Origin of the sequence: Phocaeicola oris (genome assembly GCF_021295095.1) — a bacterium.
GTDB classification, from domain to species: Bacteria; Bacteroidota; Bacteroidia; order Bacteroidales; family Bacteroidaceae; genus Phocaeicola; species Phocaeicola oris.
The window spans coordinates 1-20,744 of sequence record NZ_JAJLQX010000025.1 but is presented as its reverse complement, the minus strand read 5'-3'; the positions used below and the strand labels follow the sequence as shown (position 1 = coordinate 20,744).

Sequence of the window (20,744 nt, the reverse complement as noted above, 5' to 3'; positions counted from 1 at the left end):
ACGCTCAATTTAATACCAATGAACCGTAGAACCTGTATTACTCCGCTGATCCCACTTCAATGCGTCAGTCAACATACTTGCATTAGCCCGAATTGAAAAGTTATATGATGTGTATCGCCCGAACACCATACCACAACTCATGCTAAAGCAGTGCAAATCACGTGATATATTAACTGTTGTCATCGACATCTCTTTCTCATTGAAATCATATCCGGTTGAATAGTTAATATTCCAACGACTTCCCAACTTGACATTTCCGGAAGCATTCAAAGAATGAGTTACCGAATACGGATAACGCATGTTCTTAATATTAATTTTCTTTGTTCTATCCTCATGAATACTATAGCTATAGCTCAAACTCAGAGACCAAGGCATCGAAAACTTCAGATACCCATCCGAATCAATCTTCGCGTCTTCCTGTTTACGAGTCGTTGGTTTTTGTTCATCTTCCGGCTCTTCTCTCTCTTTATCATACTCATCTTCACTATCCTGATCCTTTCTATCTTTCAATTTCTTTTTCTCATCATCCTTTCCAAACCATTTCTTCCAAGTATTATTATCAAAAGTATATGAGAATGATCCACTATATCCTTGAAAGCGTCCGAAACGACCATAAGACCATTCCGTCCTATCACCGATAACGACATTACCGCTCTTATCAAACTGATATGCGTACGTTGCAAACGAAGCATTCATAGTAAAGGTATAGCTTTTCGACAATTTCAAACGTATGTTTGTGCTCAAATCACTCCAAGGACGAGTCGTTGCTGCTGTGTTATAAGAAATGTTGGCAGCCAGCTGATCAATCAAACTGACTTTTCGAATTCCTGTAGTATCCTTATCGGATTTAATCTTCATTTCAACATTATTATCAACAGAGAACGCAATGACTCCTTGTTTCCCTTTACTTGGCGGAGAAAACGACTGACCGGCAAAAGGAGAATACTCTACCGTACGAACTTCACCATTAGAATCGGTATATTGATATGTCTTCCAATAGCCATAACGCTCCGCGCCAAAATCGGGAGCATAACTGATAGTTACAGAAGGAGTAAACACATGACGAATCATCTGTATCTTATCACCCAACATCTTCCATGGCTTAAAGAATCCATAAAGTTTCGTATTCATGGCTACGCCTATATTATAATTATAAACACGATTAAAGCCATTGATTGTATCCAGTTTTACACCATTAGCAGTCATCGGATCACGACTCTGCATTACTTTACGTGTATACCATCGCTCAGTATAATTAAACGAAGGAATCACATTGATATATTTAAACAAGGTAAAATTGGCACTGATAGGAATTCTGTGCTGCATACCTTTATCCCAATTTTTAAAACCTTGTTTCAGAATTAAATTATCTTTAGTATTAATGCTGTTGGTAAGTTGACCGGTATACTGTACTGATATCTTCTCATACCAACGCTCCCCACCGGTTTGCTTTTTCCGTTTCAACGGATAAAAACGATTCAGGGAAATATCCAAATCAGGTAAAGTTACACTCAAAGAAGAGTCTTTTGTATTCTGCGTAATATTAAAGGTGCTTGAGATATTCAAACCCAAATCGGCAAATGTTCTGGAATAACTCACAGACGATGTCTTTGTATTACTTGAATACAGACTTGGATTATATAAACTGCTTATGCTTCGACGATCATAACTACTCGTGGCAAAGTTAACATTGGCCGAAAACGTACTATTGGGATTAGCTTTTGCATCCTGCCTATGCGACCAAGAAATTTTAAAGTCTTTGGTTACTGAATAATCAGGAAGATTCTTCTCTCCTGTTTTTGTTACCAGATAACTGGCGTTAAAAGAACCGGAATAGCGGTAACGCTTGTTATAGTTCGACTGTGCAGATACTCCCCAAGAGCCCTTTGTATAAATCTCTCCCAACACTTTTAAATCCATCTTGTCACTGATAGCAAAGTAATATCCACCGTCCTTTAAATAGAATCCACGGTTTGTCTCGTCACCATAAGAAGGCATAATAAATCCGGATGAATAACTGCTGTTGAAGGGGAAAAATCCAAAAGGAATAGCAATAGGTAAAGGAACATCTTCCACCACCAATTGAGCCGGTCCGAATACGGCATTTTTCTTTGGACGCACCTTTGCCATGGAAAGTTTCAAATAAAAATGCGGATGTTCGTGGTTATCACATGTAGTGTATCTGCCATGTGTCATAAAAAGCTCATCATCAGCGCCCTTTTTCGTCGACTCACTGGTAATATAGCCTTCGCCCTGCTGTGTAGTAATATTATTAATGAACCCTTTCTTGCTTTTGAAATTATATCGCATGACTTTGGATTCATATTGATCGTTCCCGTCTTTAAATATCGGAGTCCCCCGCTCCAGTCCGGTAGAATCCTTAACACCAATGGCATAAACAGAGCTACTGTCTACGTTCATAGTAATAATATCCGAGGTTAATTCTATTTTTTGATACTTTACTTTTCCACGACCATACAAATGAGCGTATCCGTCCTGAAAGACAATAGAATCGTTTGCTTCATAATCGACAGGGGCTTCGAGCGGTGTTTTATCTTTTTTAACGGTATCGGAGGCAACAGAGTCGGTTCGAATGGAATCTACCTGCACAGAATCGGCCGGCTGTCCCATCCTACGCCTTCTGCTTCTCTGAGCTTCCGCGCCAAGTGAGAAGACCAAAAAAACAATAATCAATATATATTGAAAGTACTTATCTCTTTTCAATGACACCATTAACTAACCGGTTTACTCCCCATTTTAAATGCCAAAATTAAGCATATTCTCTCAAATAGAAAGAATTATACGCAGATTTAATTTATTTTATCGACTTACAAGAAACATTCGCACCATTTATTGAAACGAACCAGACCATCCTCGCCAAATTTAAGTAAACTGCTCCGCGCTTCGTCTACAGTCTTCTCCCTATCCAAGCGAGTCTTGGAATAAAACTTGTCAGCAAAGCATATCACCTGCTCTTCGAGTGATACGGGCAACATATCGCGATGAGGAAGGGGTAAATTATGATCAACAATCTGTTTTAAAGAAATGCCGGCTCCCGTATGACGCTCACATACCAAAGCATGCCTCGGATAACCTTCCTTGCGCACCAGATCTGCTCCAAGATAACCATGACAGATGTACGGATAAGCTCCGAAACAATATATACCGTCAGCATTGCACTCAAAAATACCAATATCATGAAGCATGGCTGCCTCTTCAAGAAACGAGATATCAAGATTTAACTCAGGATGCCTTTGGGCGATACTCAAAGCTTTCTCTGCCACCGATTTACTATGTGTTAATAGAATATATCTGAGTTGATTTTCTTCAGGATAGTATTTATCTATAATAGCTCGTGCATTCATTTCCTCATAATTTTATGGCAAAATTACAAAAAATATGGGAATACTCTCCTGTTCAAGATAAGAAAAAGAATAAGCAAACAGTAAGTTGCAAAAGGATTATTTCAATGGCAGCGTACAGACATGGGTATGCTCATCGGAAAATTGGATAACTTATCAGAAAGAAAATCATCTCGGTGTAGACATGAAAAAAGATAACGTCGGGTTATATTACTTAACCCGGAAGCAGCAGACTACAAGGTAACTTCCACCAACGTGGGCCCCTCCTCGCAACTGGTAAAGGTTACTTCGGCACCAATCATGTCGGCAAAGCGGCTCACAATAGCAAGTCCCAAGCCGTAACCTGAAATACGCTGGTCGCCACTACGGATGGAACGATAAAACTGATTGAACACTTTCGATGTCTCGCTTTCTGGAATTCCCCGTCCGGTGTTTTCTATGCCTATCACAATTTTCCCACCATCTCTACGCACACGGAAAGTGATACGCCCACCTTCGTTGCAGTATTTTACGGCGTTTGCCACAAGATTATTCAATATCGTCATGAGGGCATTGCGGTCGGTACGCACCACGAAGTCGTCTGCCGGCAAGACAAAGTCTACTTCCAGTCTCCGCTTCATTACCGCATCGGAATGGTTGCTGCACGATTCTATGAGCATATCTCTCACACCGTATACGGCAGGGTGCAGATGGGGCTTTCCGTTCTCAAGACGGGTAAGGGTGAGCAGGTTGTCCACCATGATGTTCATTCCGTCTACGACCTTTATGTTTTCGGCTATCTTGCGCTCGTATTCTTCCTGCGTGCGTGGCTTGCGTATGAGTACTTCCATCGATCCCTTGAGCACGGCAAGAGGTGTACGAAACTCATGCGAGGCATAGCTGGTAAACGATTTCTCACGCTCCAAGGCATCCTGAAGGGGCTGGATAGTGCGCTTTGCCACGCGCCGGGAAATGAAATAGAGTACGGCGAACATAGCCAGCGTGCCCACGCACACCGTAGCTAAGCACTCCATGATGGCCACAAAGAAGAAGTGGTAATCAATAGTAGCACGCATTGCCTCATAGAGCTTGGCACCCATCACGGCAAGCAGTACGACGCAATAAACCGTGCAACAGGCGCAAGTTTGCAAGAGAATGCTCCGTGCTATGCGTTCCTGAAAGCTGTAGTGTTTGGTTTTCTTCATATCAGTCCTCGTTCATCACAATAAATCCCACGCCGCGCACGGTCTTGATGATGCCGTCCGACTTGATGCCTAACTTCTTACGCAATGCGTTCATGAACACATCTATGACACCCGTGTCGTATTGGAAGTCTACTCCCCATACATCGTGAATAATGTTGTCGCGTTGACACACTTTCCCCTGATGACGCAGGAGATAAACCAGCAGATCGAATTCGCGCGAGGTAAGCGCAATATCGGTCTCGCCCTTTTTTACCTGATGCGAGGTGATGTTCACCACGATGTCACCCGCCGTGAGCAGCTCGTCCTCATGACGGTTGCGGAAATGTATTTTGATACGCTCCACAAGTTCGGCAAAGGCAAAGGGCTTCTTGATATAATCGTTGGCACCGGCACGCAGTCCGTGGACAGTATCCTCTACAGTGTCACGTGCGGTGAGGAAAATGACGGGCGTGAGGGTGTCGGTCTGTCGGATATGGTTACACACCTCGATACCGCTCATCGTGGGCAGCATCCAGTCGAGCAACACAAGGTCGGGATGCCATGCGACAAACTTCTCGATCGCTTCTTCTCCATCGCTTGCCACGAGCGTTTCGTAGCCCTCGTCCTCAAGTCCCTCCTGAAGGAAGGTATAAATGCCCTGTTCGTCTTCTACAATGAGTATCTTCATGTGGTAAAATTATAAAAAAATGCGGAAGTGGGCACATTGGCCCGCTTCCTCACAAGACACAGAAAATTAAAGTTTCAAACTTCTTACGGTCTTACTGTAATATCTGATTGCTATACTCATAATCTTCTATATATGTGGCACCATAGAAATTAGAAGCGGCAAACTTCTCCTTCTTCCGACAAGCCCTTGGAAATGACGGCAGTAGCCTCGGTTACTTTCATCATCACAAAGTTTGCATACTTCTCGCCGGCTACCGCTTTCAGCGACGGCATCTTTTCAGCCATGGCATCACGCACAGCCTGACGGTCGTCTTCTACCAGTCTGCAAGTGAGGCGCAGCTGCTTGCCTCCGCAAAAGGTTGCAATTTCGGCCTTAGAATTGGCCTTCAGCTGGTCTACAGCATTCGTTCGGCGGAACGCCATAATATAGAGGTTGCCCTCAAAAAGGAGATTTGTGCCGTAAATACGCACCCTCGGCTGGTCGTTCTCCACCGTTGCCAGAAAATAAGTCTTGGCCTCTTCCAAAAACTCATATACATTTTGTACTGCTTCCATATTGTTTTTCTTTTCTATTTGTTTTCTTAAAGCTGGCGGATGAGCCAGTTCTGTTCGCCAATGCACTCAATAAGTCCTAACTGTTGCTTAGTCCACTGGAAATCTTCCTCCTCGTCTTTCAGATACACACGCAGAATATCAAAGGTGATAATATCGTCCTTCACCTCTTCCATCTTGTCACGCAACAACTGCAAACCGTCGACACTCACCTGACAATCGTTCTTCAGGAACTCTATAGGATTCAGGAATACCTTACTTGCCTGTGTAGCTTCGATCTTCACCTCAGCATCGAGGTCGAGCAGGCGGTCAATGAACTGATCCACGTAGCCCTGCTCTTCAGCAGCGTGCTCCGCATATTTCTCTCCAAGTTTTGAGAATCCTAACGAAGCAAATACCTTACCCTGTACTTTATGAGCGTAAGACTGTGCGTTGAGTGCTGTTGCAAAGAACTGCAATGCTTCAATTGATTTTGCTGTATTCATAATCGTTTCCTTTCTTAATTTGTTTTATTAATGTTTTCTTTTGACGGTGCAAAGATACGGAGACAAAAACAAATATTGATTAAGAAAAGCTTAACCTTTCCTTAAGATTTCCTTAATCTGCGTCTGTTCCGGAAATTAAAAATTATCAATTTATCGTATTATCTTGGCAGAATATACGCGTCCATATCATCGCCAACCGTATCAGCCTGTACGATGATATTTATTACAAACCTTTGTAAGCAATAGATATGGCTGGACGCTCAATGTTACTTTATAACCTTAACAAGAGTGGACGAGTAACTCATGCGTATCAGTTGAACAACTCATGCGGATGAGTTGAGTGATTCATGCGGATGAGTTGAACAACTCATGCGTATCAATTGAACGATTCATGCATATCAGTTATACAGCTCATGCGTATGACATTCGCTAATTGCATGATATTCAAGAACAGATGCTCTTTTCAGTTGTTTCAGTAATAAGTAAACAAGAAGATTTTATGAAACATCCTTTGTTTATTAAATCCGATATTCTATCTTTACGCCAAACTTAATACCCTAAAAAGAATGATGATAGACTGCTTTATTCCGTTCGCTGATAAAGAATCGACAAGCCAAACTATTCAACTATTTCAAAGTTGCCCGTTGATTCAAAATATTCATATTCTGTATACCGGAGAAACTCCAAATATATCTCTCCCCAATCATTGCTTTCTGCTGAAAGTTGACCGATTAACCAGCAGTAATACCATGCTAAGCATCAGTGACAGTGTACAATCTTCTCACATGCTTCTTTATTTTAAATCCACACCTCCGGAGCTATCATACAAAGCATTACATCGAATGGCGCAACACCTTGAAGATCCGACTGCAGGCATGGCATATTCCAACTATTATGAAATAAAGGATGGAAAAGTGCAAAAACATCCGGTAATCGATTATCAAATAGGCAGTTTACGCGATGATTTTGATTTCGGCCCATTAATCATGTTTAATAGTAAAGCCTTTAAAGATGCTGTTTACGATGTATTTGAAGGAGGAGACACTTTGCCTTATGCCGGATGGTATGCAGTCCGCCTTTTTATAAGTATACATTACCGAATTATTCATATCAACGAATATCTGTATTCTCAGATTGAAGAAGACCTCCGCATATCAGGAGAAAAACAATTCGACTATGTTAATCCCCAAAACCAAAAGGTTCAGAAAGACATGGAACAGGCTTGCGCTTTCTTTCTGGCAGAATACGAAGCCGATATTTCTCCTATTAAAGAAAAGCTGGATTTAACGAAAGGTGATTTTGAATATACTGCTTCTGTCATCATTCCCGTACGAAACAGAGTAAAGACTATTAAAGACGCCATTGGTTCCGTTTTATCGCAAAAAGCAAAATTCAAATTTAACGTGCTGATCATTGATAATCATTCTGACGACGGAACAACTGAAGCCATTGATGAGTTTAAGGAAAACCCGTTAGTTGTTCATCTCATTCCGGAACGAACAGATTTAGGCATTGGCGGTTGTTGGGATTATGCGGTCAATCAGCCGAACTGCGGACGATTTGCAGTACAACTGGATAGTGACGATCTGTATAGTGGTCCAACAACGCTTCAACAGATTGTTGATAAGTTCAAGAAAGAACATTGCGGAATGGTCATAGGGTCATACAGAATGTGCGATTTCAACTTAAATACATTACCTCCGGGCATTATCGATCACAAAGAATGGACCGATAAAAATGGAATGAACAACGCGCTCCGTGTCAATGGTCTTGGCGCTCCGCGTGCCTTTTATACACCATTAATAAGAAAAATCGGATTTCCAAATGTCAGTTACGGGGAAGACTATGCTGTAGGATTGGCAATCAGTCGTAGTTATAAAATAGGGAGAATTTATATTCCCATTTATCTTTGTCGTCGGTGGGAAGGAAATTCCGACCACGCACTCAGCATTGAGCAAACGAATGTCAATAACACTTATAAAGATAGCATACGCACACGCGAATTAATGATTCGCAAAGGACTGGGGCACTTAAGAAACAAAATGTTTGACGATGAAACAAGATTTCTTAACGAAGGAAGAAAAGCAAAGGAACTGGAAAAATCTATTAACAAGCAAATAAAAATGTGGACTTTGGCAAAGAGTAACCACGATAATTTAAAAGATGTTTCTGTAGATGAAATTAAGGTAGATGGTATTCCGATGATGATACAGTTTAATCCGGCAAGAATGGTTTCCACCGGAGCAAAAGTCGATAAGAAGAGCATTGAGAAACGTCCATGCTTCCTATGTGAGTCAAACCGTCCGCCCCAACAGCAGGTTTTGAATACGATGGACGGATTGGATATACTTATCAATCCATACCCTATTCTTCCAGGTCATCTGACTATTGCAGAACAAAAACATATTCCTCAAAAGACGATTGATCCGGTGGAAGACTTTATAAAACTATTCGTACTTATACCGGATACTTACGCCATATTCTATAATGGCGCAAAATGTGGTGCTTCCGCCCCCGATCACATGCACTACCAAGCTGTTCCGATAAAATATATTCCATTGATTAAGTTCTACGAAAGCAATAAGATTGAGAAAGAGCTTATCGACCGAAAAGAAGAAATTTGGAAAACAGAAAAAGAACGAACATACATGGAAGCTCGGTTGTACAAGGTGACAAATTACCTGTGCCCGTTACTTTGTTTGGAATTTGATAACGATATTGATTGCAACAGTATGTTGCAATGTGTACTTGAAAGTCTGCCTGTACATGAAAACGAAGAAGAAGCTCGTTTCAATCTGATAGCTTGGAAAATAGATATCGAGAAAATCGCAGTCATCGTTATTCCACGAAGCAAACATCGTCCTGATTGTTATTCGGCAAAAGGAGATAAGCAACTAATGATTAGTCCGGGAGCACTCGATATGAGTGGTATCATTGTTACCGCCCGTCAAGAGGATTTCAATAAAATTGACGAAAAAGAGATTAAGCACATTATCAAAGAATGTGGTCTGTCAAAAAAAGAAATGGAGGAAAGTATCGAACGATATGAACAAACAGAAGATGAAAATAATGAATTTGATGATGAATTTGACAACGAGTTCGATATAGATGATTATTGGAACAAGTATGGTAATAAACTTCCTAACTGATAATTTATGAATGAACTAAAAGTAAACGTAGGTATTCTTTCCGCTCCTACAATCCATTTCAAGTTAAATGGTTACACATGGAACGGAACTGATGTCATAGGAAAACAAACGGCAACATTCAATAATGGTACTATTCATTGGAATGGAAAATCATTCACGGAGTTAGAATTCCTTCCTAAAAATAACAACGCTTCTTTCGAATTGGCAAATGTAACCATTGGCGTTCACTTCCACTGGGAACGACAAGAAACTCAAACTTTTCAAGGGGCGCTTCATATTATCGTTGATCGAACCCTGTTAACGGTAATGAATGCTCTTCCTGTAGAGAACTACTTAGTAAGTGTTATTTCTTCGGAAATGAGTGCCACTTCTTCATTGGAATTTCTAAAAGCCCATGCTATAATCTCCCGCAGTTGGCTGATATCACAGATTGTCAAGAAGAATACGTTACAAAAACAATCGGAAAAAGAAAACTCTCTCGTCCAAACAGAGAATGAATATATTCATTGGTATGACAGAGAAGACCATACACTCTTCGATGTCTGTGCCGACGATCATTGTCAACGCTACCAAGGAATTACAAAAGCATCTAATCCAAACGTAGAAAATGCTGTTCTGGCTACTCGAGGCATGATTCTGATGAACGGAGAAGAAATATGCGATGCCCGATTCAGCAAATGCTGCGGTGGTATCACTGAAGAATTCCAATATGCATGGGAAAATAAAAAGTATCCATATCTCTCTACCATATATGATAGCGCAAAAAAATATCCCATACCCGACTTAACTAAAGAGGTCGAAGCAGAGAAATGGATTAGAACTACTCCCGACGCTTTCTGCAACACACAGAAAAAGGAGATATTAAGTCAGGTCCTAAACAATTTTGATCAAGAGACAAACGACTTTTACCGATGGAAAGTTCACTATTCTCAAGATGAACTCTCTGCCCTTATCATGGAAAAGTCGGGAATTGATTTCGGAAAAATTATCAACTTAATTCCAATAGAAAGAGGTAAGTCCGGCCGACTGAGCAAATTAAAGATTGTTGGTACCAAAAAGACACTGATTATTGGGAAGGAGTTGGAAATTCGCCGTATTCTTTCAAAGACTCATCTGTTCAGTTCTGCTTTCGTTATTGATAAAGAAGAAACTGAAAATGGACTACCAAAGGGATTTCTCCTTACGGGAGCCGGCTGGGGACATGGAGTGGGATTATGTCAGATAGGTGCTGCCGTGATGGGTGAACAAGGTTATTCGTATGACCAAATTCTTTATCATTATTATAAAAATACTGAAATAAAGCAATTATATCAATAATCCGTTTTTATATTTGTAAAAACAAACAGTTTATTTATTTTAAGCTATGAAAAGTTGGAGAATTGAAGCAGCAATCATTGCAGTTGGCTTGTTAATTATGGGCTTTTTCATTAAGTCCGGTTTAGATTCTTTCTCAAATAAGGATCGTGTGGTATCGGTAAAGGGACTTGCTGAAATGGAAGTGCCGGCCAATAAAGTGGTATGGCCATTGGTATATAAAGAAGTAGGTAACGACTTGATTGACTTATACAATAAAATTAAAGAAAACAATTCCGCTATCATTTTGTTTTTGAAAGAGAAAGGCATTGAAGAGAAGAGCATCAGTGTCAGCGCGCCAACCATTGTAGACAAGCAAGCCGACCGCTATGACAACAGCATAGTTCAATATCGTTATAACGTAACGGAAGTTATTACCGTTACTTCTGAAAAAGTGGATTTAATTCGTGAATTGATTACCGAACAAAGCGAACTGTTAAAACAAGGAATCGCTATTGTTGCCGGTGACTGGGAGCACAGTGTCACGTATGAATTTACCAAATTAAATGAAGTAAAGCCTCAGATGATTGAAGAAGCTACAAAAAATGCCCGTCAGTCTGCTGAGAAATTCGCAAAAGATTCGGGTAGCAAGCTCGGAAAGATAAAAGATGCTAATCAAGGACAGTTCAGTATTGAGAATCGCGATACTTATACTCCTCACATTAAACACATCAGAGTGGTGACAACAATTAATTACTCATTGGAAAATTAATTCAGCTGAGTACAAAAGCGTATTTGTCTTTTCATAATACAAGTTATTTCTTATAGGTAATATCTATTCCTTTAGAGTTACGCATTTCTTTCGCTATATGATAACGGTCGAGAACGACTTTATCTTTAACGAACTCAGGAATGTTATACGAATAAACGAAATCCTGATAGAATTTCTTCGGATTCTTTTGAGGTAACATAAACGGCTTATGCGCTTTTCCTTCCTTGTCAATATAAGTAAAGAATGGACGAGTATATAAACCGTCAATTCTTCTACTGCTAAAAACCATCCACTTACTGTTACTACTCCATGAATGGTAACTATCAACATCATTACTGTTTATATCAGTCATGGGAGCAGCTTCACCTGTCATCAAGTTAACGATGTATAAGTCCGCGTCTTTATGCCAAATGGAAAAATTCCCATACTGATGCCGTGTGAATACTAAATACTTTCCATCCGGAGAAACTCTGGGAAACGATACGCTCATCGAATCTTTCGATGCATTATAAACAGTATCTACTTTCGTGCCAAAAGTTCCATTCACAGCGTCGAAATCTATACGACAAAGGTCGTAATGTACTTCTTTATACCTCTGCGGCATAGGGGAAACTGCCTTTGCCGAACAGAAATACAAGCTTTTCCCATCCGGAGAGAATGTAGGGAATGTCTCAAAAACACTGTCATTCTTCAACTGTGGACAAGAGATTACCTCATGTGTCTTAACATTATACACTACCACATCGGAAGCAGAATCGAACACTTCAATTCTGTTAACATGGTTTGCGAAAAAAGACTGAGCGGTCTTATTCGTTGAGAACGCTATATAATTCTCCGTCGGATGCCAGAATGGGTACACCAACGCAGAGATTGTTCCATCGGTCTTAGTATTCAACTTCTCCACTTTATTACCATCAATATAAACGGTACCACCATGCTTTGATCGCATGTGGAACAGCATCTTATCCGGACTCTGCATCGGGAAAGAGTGGCAATTAACACAATTATAATCGGTCAACTTATTCTCATAAATCGGAATCTGCTCGTAAGTCTCTAAGCTACGTTCATAAATACCCATTTTATTCCAAAGTCCGTAACCGGGAGGGATAAGTCGGTAGGCAATATATTTATCTATCTTATCCGATACCACATTCATAAAGAACGGTTTATAGGCACACCATTCACCATTTTCCTTCTTACAGACTGTCAATTGAATATCTTTCCCTTGCTGCTTTTCCAAGAGCCTCTTCCATTTCCTTTGAGGAATGACAAAATTACCGTCATCACCTTTCACTATCATCTTCTCATCATCGCCTGCAATTTGGAGTACAGTCGGCATATCTCCTACATTTTCTACATAGAAATCGAGAGGAGCTACATTTACAGGAATAGTAACGCCTTTATAATCAGGAAAAATTATCAGTTCCTCTTCTATATTCTTTGTCACCTTAACATCACCTGAGCAGGCATTCAGCAAAGTCAAACAAATTAAACTACATATATAAAGAATCTTCCTCATTATCTGGCATTATTAAATAAGAAATAGAACCAATAGGTACGACCGTATTCCGATTTCAAAACGGCAACAGGATTACGACGGGCACGCTGAGCCGAGAAAAACTTATTTTTAAAATCCACATATTTCTTTATCGTCTCGTCAGTCACCCCATATTGTCTGCAATATTCAAAATCATTTTCATTGAAAACAAGCATTCCCTCCTGCAAAATCCGTGGGAGAGTTTTTAAAGCATCTGTTCCATAAAATTCCTCTACAAAACGGTTTGTTGTATCCTTATCACGAGCGAGAAGAAGATATGCAATCGCGTATTCCACTGCTGCTCTGTCATGAGGATTAGCTTCAATAATATTCACCAAATCGACAAAAGGACCGTCTAACAATGTAAATGAATCTTTCTTCGTCAAGTCTTTCCGTTTCATCCCAAGTTCAGGATCGGCTTCAATAGCTTTGTCATTATTCAGAAAGTGACGCATACGTTCTGCCCATCCCTTATAAAACCAAGTCTTGCTTAACATACGAAGATATTTCTCCGCTATAGGAAATTGTCCATAAATCAAATTAGTTTTAACCAACATCTTCAGTATTGACGGATTCCCATAACGTAATCCGACAGATGAATCGAATGCCTTATTCTGCGCAGATGCCACATTCCCCATCTGATAATAAACATCGCTCAAAAAAACAGTCAAATCGGCCACCAAATTACTTTTATCTCCCCCAACCGCGAGAACAAACGGATCACGCGGCCGATAATCAAGTATACGATTCAGCAACTGGCCTTTATGCGATAATGCTAAAGTAGCATAATTCATCAACAGATAATTATTACTCCGAATTCTCCCCGACTGTAACAATTTATCCCATTCTTCCGTTACCACATAATGTTGCAAAACTGCTATATCGTACATATTATCTTTCGGATTACGTGAAGCAAAATGATGGTAACCATACCCAACCAAAAGGAACAAAACTATTGCGCTAACCAATTGTATAACAGGTTTCTGAATCTTTACATACCGAGTAATAACAAAGAATATGAAACAGGCGACTGCCATATACCATGAATAGCCGGTCGAAACATCCGGTTTCAAAATAGGCTCATAATTAAAATCGTTTGTAAAAACAAAACGGTATAACTCTATTACTCCGGCATGCACTGCAATAATTCCGCAGGCTATAACAGTCAGGACGGACAGGAATTGAAAATACCACGCCTTACTCCTATTAAATAAATCGAACAACAACACCAGCACCGAGAACAATAAGGCTACCGAACCGGCAAAAAGGAATAATAGCAAAGAGAATGTACACCCCGTAACCACCCTTATCACCGGCTTCATTTCCGACACCTCAGCTGTATAGATCCGGAAAAACAGCATGACAAACAGAAAGGACGTAACACTTTGAAGACTATAATAATAATCATTTAATCCATCAATTTCGAATATCAAAGGGATGAGACATAATGGAAACAGCCAAACAGAACTGTTCAGTTTTCGTAATGAAAGCCAAAACAACCATCCCGCCAATACACAGAGAGCAGCTGTGATTGCGGCCCCAAGATAATGGACAGTAAAAAATTGCGTAAGAAATTGTGTAACAAATAATGATAATCCTCCAAGAGTAACATAACGGTCAACTAAAAAATCAACATCAAACAGAAAGACCTGTTGCTGTTCACGATAATAAAAAAGGAATTCCTGATTTTTTTGCAGGAATATCCAAATCAAAAAGAATGCAATTATTGCAAGTGTTACAGGGATATAGGATACAATCTTCTTCATATTCAAATGAAACAAACGCCTCAAAATACGGAGCTAATATACTAATTATATATGAAGAAAAATTGTTTTCTCCCTACTTTTTTATGATGGAAAGAATCTGTATAATGTTTTATGCATTGATTATTATAGGTTTAAAATAATTACTGTCCATTTAAAGATTCAGATTAAGCTATTGTTTTAAACTAAAAAAGGGTTGCACATTACTGTACAACCCTCTTGTAAGATAGAAAGGATTACTCTTGTCCAGGATTCTGAACCAAAGCTTTATTACGATTTATCTCACTCTGAGTAATTGGAGCGAAATACATCTTGTTTTCCCACTTACGGTTCTCACGGTAACTTACGTCACTAACTACATAGTGATAATCCCAAGTTGATTCATCGTGTACATAAGGAGCCTTAGCCGATTTCCCCGACTTCAATGTAGCCCAAACGCACATGCTCATCACCGGTTTGTTGCCGGCTACATCACCAATCATCCAACGACGAATATCATAGAAACGAGAATCTTCGTATGCCAACTCTGAACGACGTTCACGGCGTACCAAGTCGCGCATGTCTTCCTGATTCTGACTCTGACCGCGAACAGCCAACGTAGCTTTTGTATCAGGCATGTTGATACGTGCACGTAACGGATCGATATAAGTAACAGCTTCGTCTAAGTTACCCATTTCAACACATGCTTCAGCAGCAATCAGATACATTTCTGATAAGCGGAAGTAAGGATATGGACAAACCTGATTATTGTTAGCAGCATCTACAGTGGTATCGATTAACTTTTTCTCATAATATGAAGTGAATGAACCGTTCCAGTCCTCGATAGGTCCCTTACGGGTATCACAACCGAATACACCGGTTCCCGACCACAATGTAGTTCCCTTAGTAGGATTGGAGTGATCAAGATAAGCAACCACTTCAACATTCTTTCCTCCTGACGACAACTCATAGACACCGGTCTGCAAGTTACCCTTTGGAGTAGGATCAAGCGCGTAACCATCGGCTGCACGCTGACGTCCCCAAACAGCGCCATCAAAGCCAAGGTCGGCATAGAAACGTGGTTCACGTCCCAGATATGGATTAGAATCCATTCTATCACCAATCTTAGTCATACCTTTACCTAACGAACCGTCTGCCATTTCAAACGACATAACGAAATCATTCGTAGGAGTAGTACCAGACCAATTATGGTATCCGTTAGGACCATGCTGCAAACCTACATTCTGAGTAACCTTTGTCAAGTCGAACTGCTTTGCCCAGATAGTCTCACTATTATTCGTGATGGCAATCTTGTGATACAAATCAGCAATTTCTTCTACACTGCCTGCACGACAATCCAACAACTGATATTTACCTGAGTTAATAACAGTCTTGGCTGCTTCTAACGCTCTTTGATACAAAGCATTGCGATCACCATTATACTGATTGCAAGCTAACGTATTAATAGAACGATCGGCATAAAGCGGACTTGCTACATGCAAGCAAGCTCTGGCTTCCAAAGCTTTGGCAGCCCATTTGCTTGCACGTCCTGTAGGAACTTCATCAGGGAGCATGTTATATGCTTTCTCACAATCGTCAAGGATGAATTTTAGCACATCGCCTACATTGCTACGTTCAATCTGTAATGCGTCATAATCGGCCAGTCCGTATGTTTTATCTACAATAGGAACACCACCGAAACCTCGCAACAAGTTGGTATAAATGTAAGCACGAAGGAAATGAACTTCACCTTCCATCGTTGTCAGACTATAACCGGACTTTGGAGGAACGTTAGCGATATTCTCCAAAATAGAGTTACAATAATACAAACCCGTATAAGCATTTGCCCAGTTAAACGGACAGTTACCATTGGTAATCCACTGTGTATTACCACCCGATATAGTAGCTGCGTTCACAGCAATCTGACCATAGTTATGAGTAAAGTACGCGTCATCTGTCAAACCGGTAGTAGTATGCTCCTTAGCTGCATGAACAGCATAATCATAACAGTTGTTAATATACAGCTGGGTCAATCCGGCATCACCGAAGACCTGTTCGTTGGTATACTGGTTTGTCGGAGACAAATCCATAAAATCGGATGAACATGAGTTCAAGCTCATCATACCAACTACACCGGCTGCCAATATAATATATTTATATTTATTCTTCATAGCTTAATAATTTTAGAAATTAGCAGTTACACCAAGCGTATAATACTGTCTCTGTGGATAGTAATCAAAACTTGCGGCAGTATTTTCAGGGTCACCGGGAACACCGGTAATAGTGAATATATTCTGTCCGTTAGCAAAAATACGCAGTTTAGAAATACCTAAAGCCTTTATGCCGTTAGGAAGAGTATAACCAATTTCGATATTCTTCAAACGCATGTAGTCATTGTTACGGAGGAACATGGTATTGGCATTATTAATCCAATACTGATTCTCACGCTCGTATGTACGAGGATGCTCAGAAGTAGAGTTTTCTGCTGTCCAACGCTGATCGTAATACTCTTTCAGGAAGTTACCTACCGTACCTGACCATGTCTGGATATAAGTTTCTGCGCCAAAAGCAGCCTGGAACAACATCATCAAATCAAAATTCTTCCAATTTGCGCCAACGTTGAAACCCATAACCAGTGTAGGAGTCTGGTTCTTGTCTGAACGTTTCATATCATGCCAGTCAATAACACCATCGTTATTAAGGTCAACGAATTTAACGTCACCTAAAGTAGCCTCATCCCAATGTGGATAGCTATCCAATTCTGCCTGAGTGTTGAATACGCCATCTGCCTGATAGTATAAACCTGCGTTATCGCGCAATGCCGCATAAGTACCGCTGGTTGGTATCGGATGACCGGTAGCCTGTTGCCATTCCGGTAATCCCGGAGTTTCATCCCAGTAAGTAACCTTGTTCTTTGCATACGATACATTTAAACTAAGGTCGTAACCTACTTCCTGAACCTTATCCTGCCAGCTGATCAATGCATCAAAACCGGAGTTCTGCATCTTACCTATATTCTCACGAGGCAAAGTAAAACCTGCAATCTGCGGTAATGAAGCACTACGTGTAATCAACATATCCTTACGTTTATGCATAAAGTAGTCGCCTTCTATGCTTAATCGGTTATTGAAGAAACGCACTTCCGCGCCGATATCATAAGTAGTACCACGCTCCCAAGTAATATTGGGGTTAGGAGTACGAGACGGATACAAACGCTGCTGTTCAGCTCCATTGAAAATGATACCCGAACTCTGGAAAGCATAGGTATTCAGATACTGGATGCTCTGATCGATGTTACCATCGGCATCAGTCAATACGTCGTTACCTGATTGAGAAATAGAAGCACGGATCTTCAAATAATCCATCCAATGAACTTTCTCCTTGAACCAAGGCTCCTCAGATACACGCCATGCAGCCATGACACCAGGGAAGAATCCATAACGATTATCTTTCGGGAAACGATATGAACCATCATAACGCCAAACGAACTCGAACAAGTAACGCTCCATATAATTATAGTTAACACGACCGAAGTAGTTACGACGAGTTTCCTTATAAGAATAACCGCCGTTGTTCAAACCGGTTACGCTACCTAAGTCGATTTCATCCAATGTATCGGATGGGAAATAACGACGGTATGCTTGCAAATAATCGCGTTCCTTGCTCTGTCCTTCAATACCGGCCATGATACCAAACGTATGTTTGCCAATAGTCTTGTCATAACTTAAAACAGCATTGGCCATCCAATCGGTGTAATCTAAATCGGTACGAGTCAAACGAGGATCGCTGATCCATGCTGTATACGGAGTCAATCCTTCCGCGCTTTCGGTAACGCCATCCCATGAATAGAGAGTGATAGGCTTCTGCCAGTTCTTCTCATTATAGAAATGCTTATCGTATGAAGCTGTTCCGGTGAATTTCAAACCTTCTATCCAAGGAATATTGATATTCAAGGTAACGTTGTTCTGAATATAATAATTTTTCTGATGGTTGTATCCTGCCGCATCGGTAGAAGTTACCGCAGGGTTATCACCATACTCAATATCAGGTCCAACCTGTCCTGTCGGCCAGTAAGCCGGTAATGTAGGTTTACTACGACGAAGAGCAGAGAAGATAGAACTTGCGCTCTTAGCCGGATACTGAGTATACTCATAACGGGCTGTAGACCCCCAACTCAACTGGACATCTTTACTCAACTTGAAATCCAAATTAGAACGAATTCCGTATTGGTCATAACGGTTAGCTGAATGTTTGTAGATACCATCTTCACCGTTGAGACCAAAGTTTACATAATACTTCACTTTATCAGTACCACCACTGATACTCAAGTCACCACGGTAGAGCGGAGAGAAGTCCTTAATAACTTCTTTATACCAGTTAGTATTAGGATGTCCCCAAGGGTCTTTACCGTTCTGAAAAAGAGCAAGGGCTTCTTCAGAATAAGCTCCCGGTTGAATTTCATTAATCATGGAAGCATACTCGAAGGCATTACACATCTTAGGCAACAAAGTAGGCTTAGAAAAACCGTAGCTGCCGGTGAACTGTACGTTAGCTTTTCCTTCCTTACCTTTCTTAGTGGTGATCAAGATAACACCGTTAGCTGCACGAGAACCATAAATAGAAGCAGCGGCATCCTTCAATACTGACATAGATTCAATATCGTTAGGATTGATACGGTTCATACCACCTGAACGATCGGGAACACCATCGACAACAATCAACGGGTCTTTGCTACCCAATGTGTTATTACCACGGATACGAATAGTGGTAGCGCCACCACCGGGCTCATCCGAACGTTGAAATCCGATAACACCGGGCATACGACCTAACATACCGTTTGACAAGTTAGTAGTAGGAGAAGTTTTCAAATCCTCACCGGTTACACTGGCAACAGCGCCGGTTACAGTTACCTTCTTCTGAACACCGTAACCTACAACTACAACCTCATCAATCTGTTCGGTATCTTCATTCATGGTTACATTAATAGTTGCCCTATTTGCTACAATTTCAACGGTTTTATAACCAATATACGAGAATACCAATGTAGAATTATTCGGGGCTTCAAGTGCATAGTTACCGTCTACATCGGTAATGATACCGGTTGTAGTTCCTTTTACAGCAACGTTGACACCAATCAACGGTTCTCCTGCCGCATCTGTAACGGTACCTCTAACATTTATTTTCTGTTGGGCAAATGCTGTTACAGAGAACAGAATGTAGAGCAAAAATATGCTCATTGTCTGAATTAATAGTTTATTAAACGCTTTTTTCATGTTATGAAATTTAAAGTAATAACATCTGTAAATTAATCACGTGTGTTAAATGAAAAGTTTGTTTTAACTTGTCTGTCAGTAATGTTCTTTCATAGGCAATTTCAATTTTATTTGTTATACATAATTTTTATTAGTTACCACTTTATTTATATAATTTCGCAATCACATGAACAGTCTTTCGAAACGACTAACGACTATTCATGTACATCCATCGAATATAAAAATAAGAAAAAGACTGACTCCTCGTCAGACATCAAAAAAATATTTTAAATATATTATTCTCATTTTATATAGATTTAAGACTTCAATCCTCAAAATTAAATATTATTTTCTTATTCACAAAGAAAATACCTATTTTTTTTATTTTAAACTGAATTTGTATACCTCTTTTTTGATATGCTTCTTTTTATTGAACAGATAATGTAAAGGAATATTTTTCTATATATAAATAGGTATATTCGTACAAATAATATGAGCCCGACGAATTAAGCCGTGTATCACTGCTTCTTTTGAGATGGACACGCAGTTTCCGGAGGACAACCAACCTTAACCGACTACTATTCCGATACGTACAAACGCTTGAAGTGATACGGATGAGGTGAGCAGTTCATGCGTATGAGTTGAATGATTCATCCGCGTGAGTTGTTGAACTCATACGTATCAATCACACAACAGATACGTATTGATTTAAGGGGATGACTGCCGGGGAGTTGGAATTACTCATCGGAA

The 20,744-nt window shown here is 40.2% G+C and carries 13 protein-coding genes; 3 read left to right on the top strand and 10 right to left on the bottom strand.

The window, feature by feature from the left end:
* Positions 1-9: 9 nt before the first annotated feature.
* From LO761_RS11130 to LO761_RS11105, 6 genes are all read right to left on the bottom strand, one after another.
* Positions 10-2,733: a putative LPS assembly protein LptD gene (locus LO761_RS11130; RefSeq protein ID WP_272818354.1), complete on the bottom strand. Its 2,724-nt coding sequence runs from the start codon at positions 2,731-2,733 to the stop codon at positions 10-12.
* Between the two features lie 95 nt (positions 2,734-2,828).
* On the bottom strand, positions 2,829-3,365 hold the full coding sequence (locus tag LO761_RS11125) for an HD domain-containing protein (protein WP_272818353.1): 537 nt from the start codon (positions 3,363-3,365) through the stop codon (positions 2,829-2,831).
* A 230-nt stretch (positions 3,366-3,595) separates the two neighbouring features.
* A complete protein-coding gene (locus tag LO761_RS11120) occupies positions 3,596-4,336 on the bottom strand; it encodes a sensor histidine kinase (RefSeq protein ID WP_272818363.1) in 741 nt (246 codons plus the stop codon).
* Between the two features lie 211 nt (positions 4,337-4,547).
* Entirely contained in the window at positions 4,548-5,213 is a 666-nt protein-coding gene (locus tag LO761_RS11115; RefSeq protein ID WP_272818352.1) for a response regulator transcription factor, read from the bottom strand.
* A 149-nt stretch (positions 5,214-5,362) separates the two neighbouring features.
* Positions 5,363-5,833, bottom strand: a complete 471-nt coding sequence (locus tag LO761_RS11110; RefSeq protein ID WP_272818351.1) for a pyridoxamine 5'-phosphate oxidase family protein — start codon at positions 5,831-5,833, stop codon at positions 5,363-5,365.
* Entirely contained in the window at positions 5,794-6,249 is a 456-nt protein-coding gene (locus LO761_RS11105) for a ferritin-like domain-containing protein (protein WP_272818350.1), read from the bottom strand. The genes LO761_RS11110 and LO761_RS11105 overlap by 40 nt, the downstream gene beginning before the upstream one ends.
* 566 nt (positions 6,250-6,815) lie before the next feature.
* Between LO761_RS11105 and LO761_RS11100 the strand changes: the two genes are divergently transcribed.
* Genes LO761_RS11100 through LO761_RS11090 form a run of 3 tightly spaced genes read left to right on the top strand, consistent with a single transcriptional unit; the run spans position 6,816 to position 11,463 of the window.
* Positions 6,816-9,398: a DUF4922 domain-containing protein gene (locus LO761_RS11100; RefSeq protein WP_272818349.1), complete on the top strand. Its 2,583-nt coding sequence runs from the start codon at positions 6,816-6,818 to the stop codon at positions 9,396-9,398.
* 6 nt (positions 9,399-9,404) lie between these two features.
* Complete coding sequence (locus LO761_RS11095) at positions 9,405-10,715, top strand: SpoIID/LytB domain-containing protein (protein ID WP_272818348.1); 1,311 nt, start codon at positions 9,405-9,407, stop codon at positions 10,713-10,715.
* A 46-nt stretch (positions 10,716-10,761) separates the two neighbouring features.
* A complete protein-coding gene (locus LO761_RS11090; RefSeq protein ID WP_272818347.1) occupies positions 10,762-11,463 on the top strand; it encodes an SIMPL domain-containing protein in 702 nt (233 codons plus the stop codon).
* 43 nt (positions 11,464-11,506) lie between these two features.
* Here the strand turns inward: LO761_RS11090 and LO761_RS11085 are convergent, their stop codons facing one another.
* The 4 genes from LO761_RS11085 to LO761_RS11070 all read right to left on the bottom strand — a co-directional run bounded on the left by LO761_RS11085 (position 11,507) and on the right by LO761_RS11070 (position 20,015).
* Entirely contained in the window at positions 11,507-12,982 is a 1,476-nt protein-coding gene (locus LO761_RS11085; protein WP_272818346.1) for a TolB family protein, read from the bottom strand.
* Positions 12,982-14,766 (bottom strand): DUF6057 family protein, encoded by a 1,785-nt coding sequence (locus tag LO761_RS11080; protein ID WP_272818345.1) that lies wholly within the window; start codon positions 14,764-14,766, stop codon positions 12,982-12,984. Before LO761_RS11080 ends, LO761_RS11085 begins: the two co-directional genes overlap by 1 nt.
* 233 nt (positions 14,767-14,999) lie before the next feature.
* A complete protein-coding gene (locus LO761_RS11075) occupies positions 15,000-16,913 on the bottom strand; it encodes a RagB/SusD family nutrient uptake outer membrane protein (protein WP_272818344.1) in 1,914 nt (637 codons plus the stop codon).
* A gap of 12 nt (positions 16,914-16,925) precedes the next feature.
* On the bottom strand, positions 16,926-20,015 hold the full coding sequence (locus LO761_RS11070; protein WP_272818343.1) for a SusC/RagA family TonB-linked outer membrane protein: 3,090 nt from the start codon (positions 20,013-20,015) through the stop codon (positions 16,926-16,928).
* Positions 20,016-20,744 lie beyond the last annotated feature (729 nt).

Coding starts and splice junctions, on each gene's coding strand:
- LO761_RS11105 (WP_272818350.1), bottom strand. CDS start 6,249: ATGAATACAGCAAAATCAATTGAAGCATTGCAGTTCTTTGCAACAGCA.
- LO761_RS11075 (WP_272818344.1), bottom strand. CDS start 16,913: ATGAAGAATAAATATAAATATATTATATTGGCAGCCGGTGTAGTTGGT.
- LO761_RS11120 (WP_272818363.1), bottom strand. CDS start 4,336: ATGTTCGCCGTACTCTATTTCATTTCCCGGCGCGTGGCAAAGCGCACT.
- LO761_RS11095 (WP_272818348.1), top strand. CDS start 9,405: ATGAATGAACTAAAAGTAAACGTAGGTATTCTTTCCGCTCCTACAATC.
- LO761_RS11100 (WP_272818349.1), top strand. CDS start 6,816: ATGATGATAGACTGCTTTATTCCGTTCGCTGATAAAGAATCGACAAGC.
- LO761_RS11125 (WP_272818353.1), bottom strand. CDS start 3,365: ATGAATGCACGAGCTATTATAGATAAATACTATCCTGAAGAAAATCAA.
- LO761_RS11070 (WP_272818343.1), bottom strand. CDS start 20,015: ATGAAAAAAGCGTTTAATAAACTATTAATTCAGACAATGAGCATATTT.
- LO761_RS11090 (WP_272818347.1), top strand. CDS start 10,762: ATGAAAAGTTGGAGAATTGAAGCAGCAATCATTGCAGTTGGCTTGTTA.
- LO761_RS11085 (WP_272818346.1), bottom strand. CDS start 12,982: ATGAGGAAGATTCTTTATATATGTAGTTTAATTTGTTTGACTTTGCTG.
- LO761_RS11115 (WP_272818352.1), bottom strand. CDS start 5,213: ATGAAGATACTCATTGTAGAAGACGAACAGGGCATTTATACCTTCCTT.
- LO761_RS11130 (WP_272818354.1), bottom strand. CDS start 2,733: ATGGTGTCATTGAAAAGAGATAAGTACTTTCAATATATATTGATTATT.
- LO761_RS11080 (WP_272818345.1), bottom strand. CDS start 14,766: ATGAAGAAGATTGTATCCTATATCCCTGTAACACTTGCAATAATTGCA.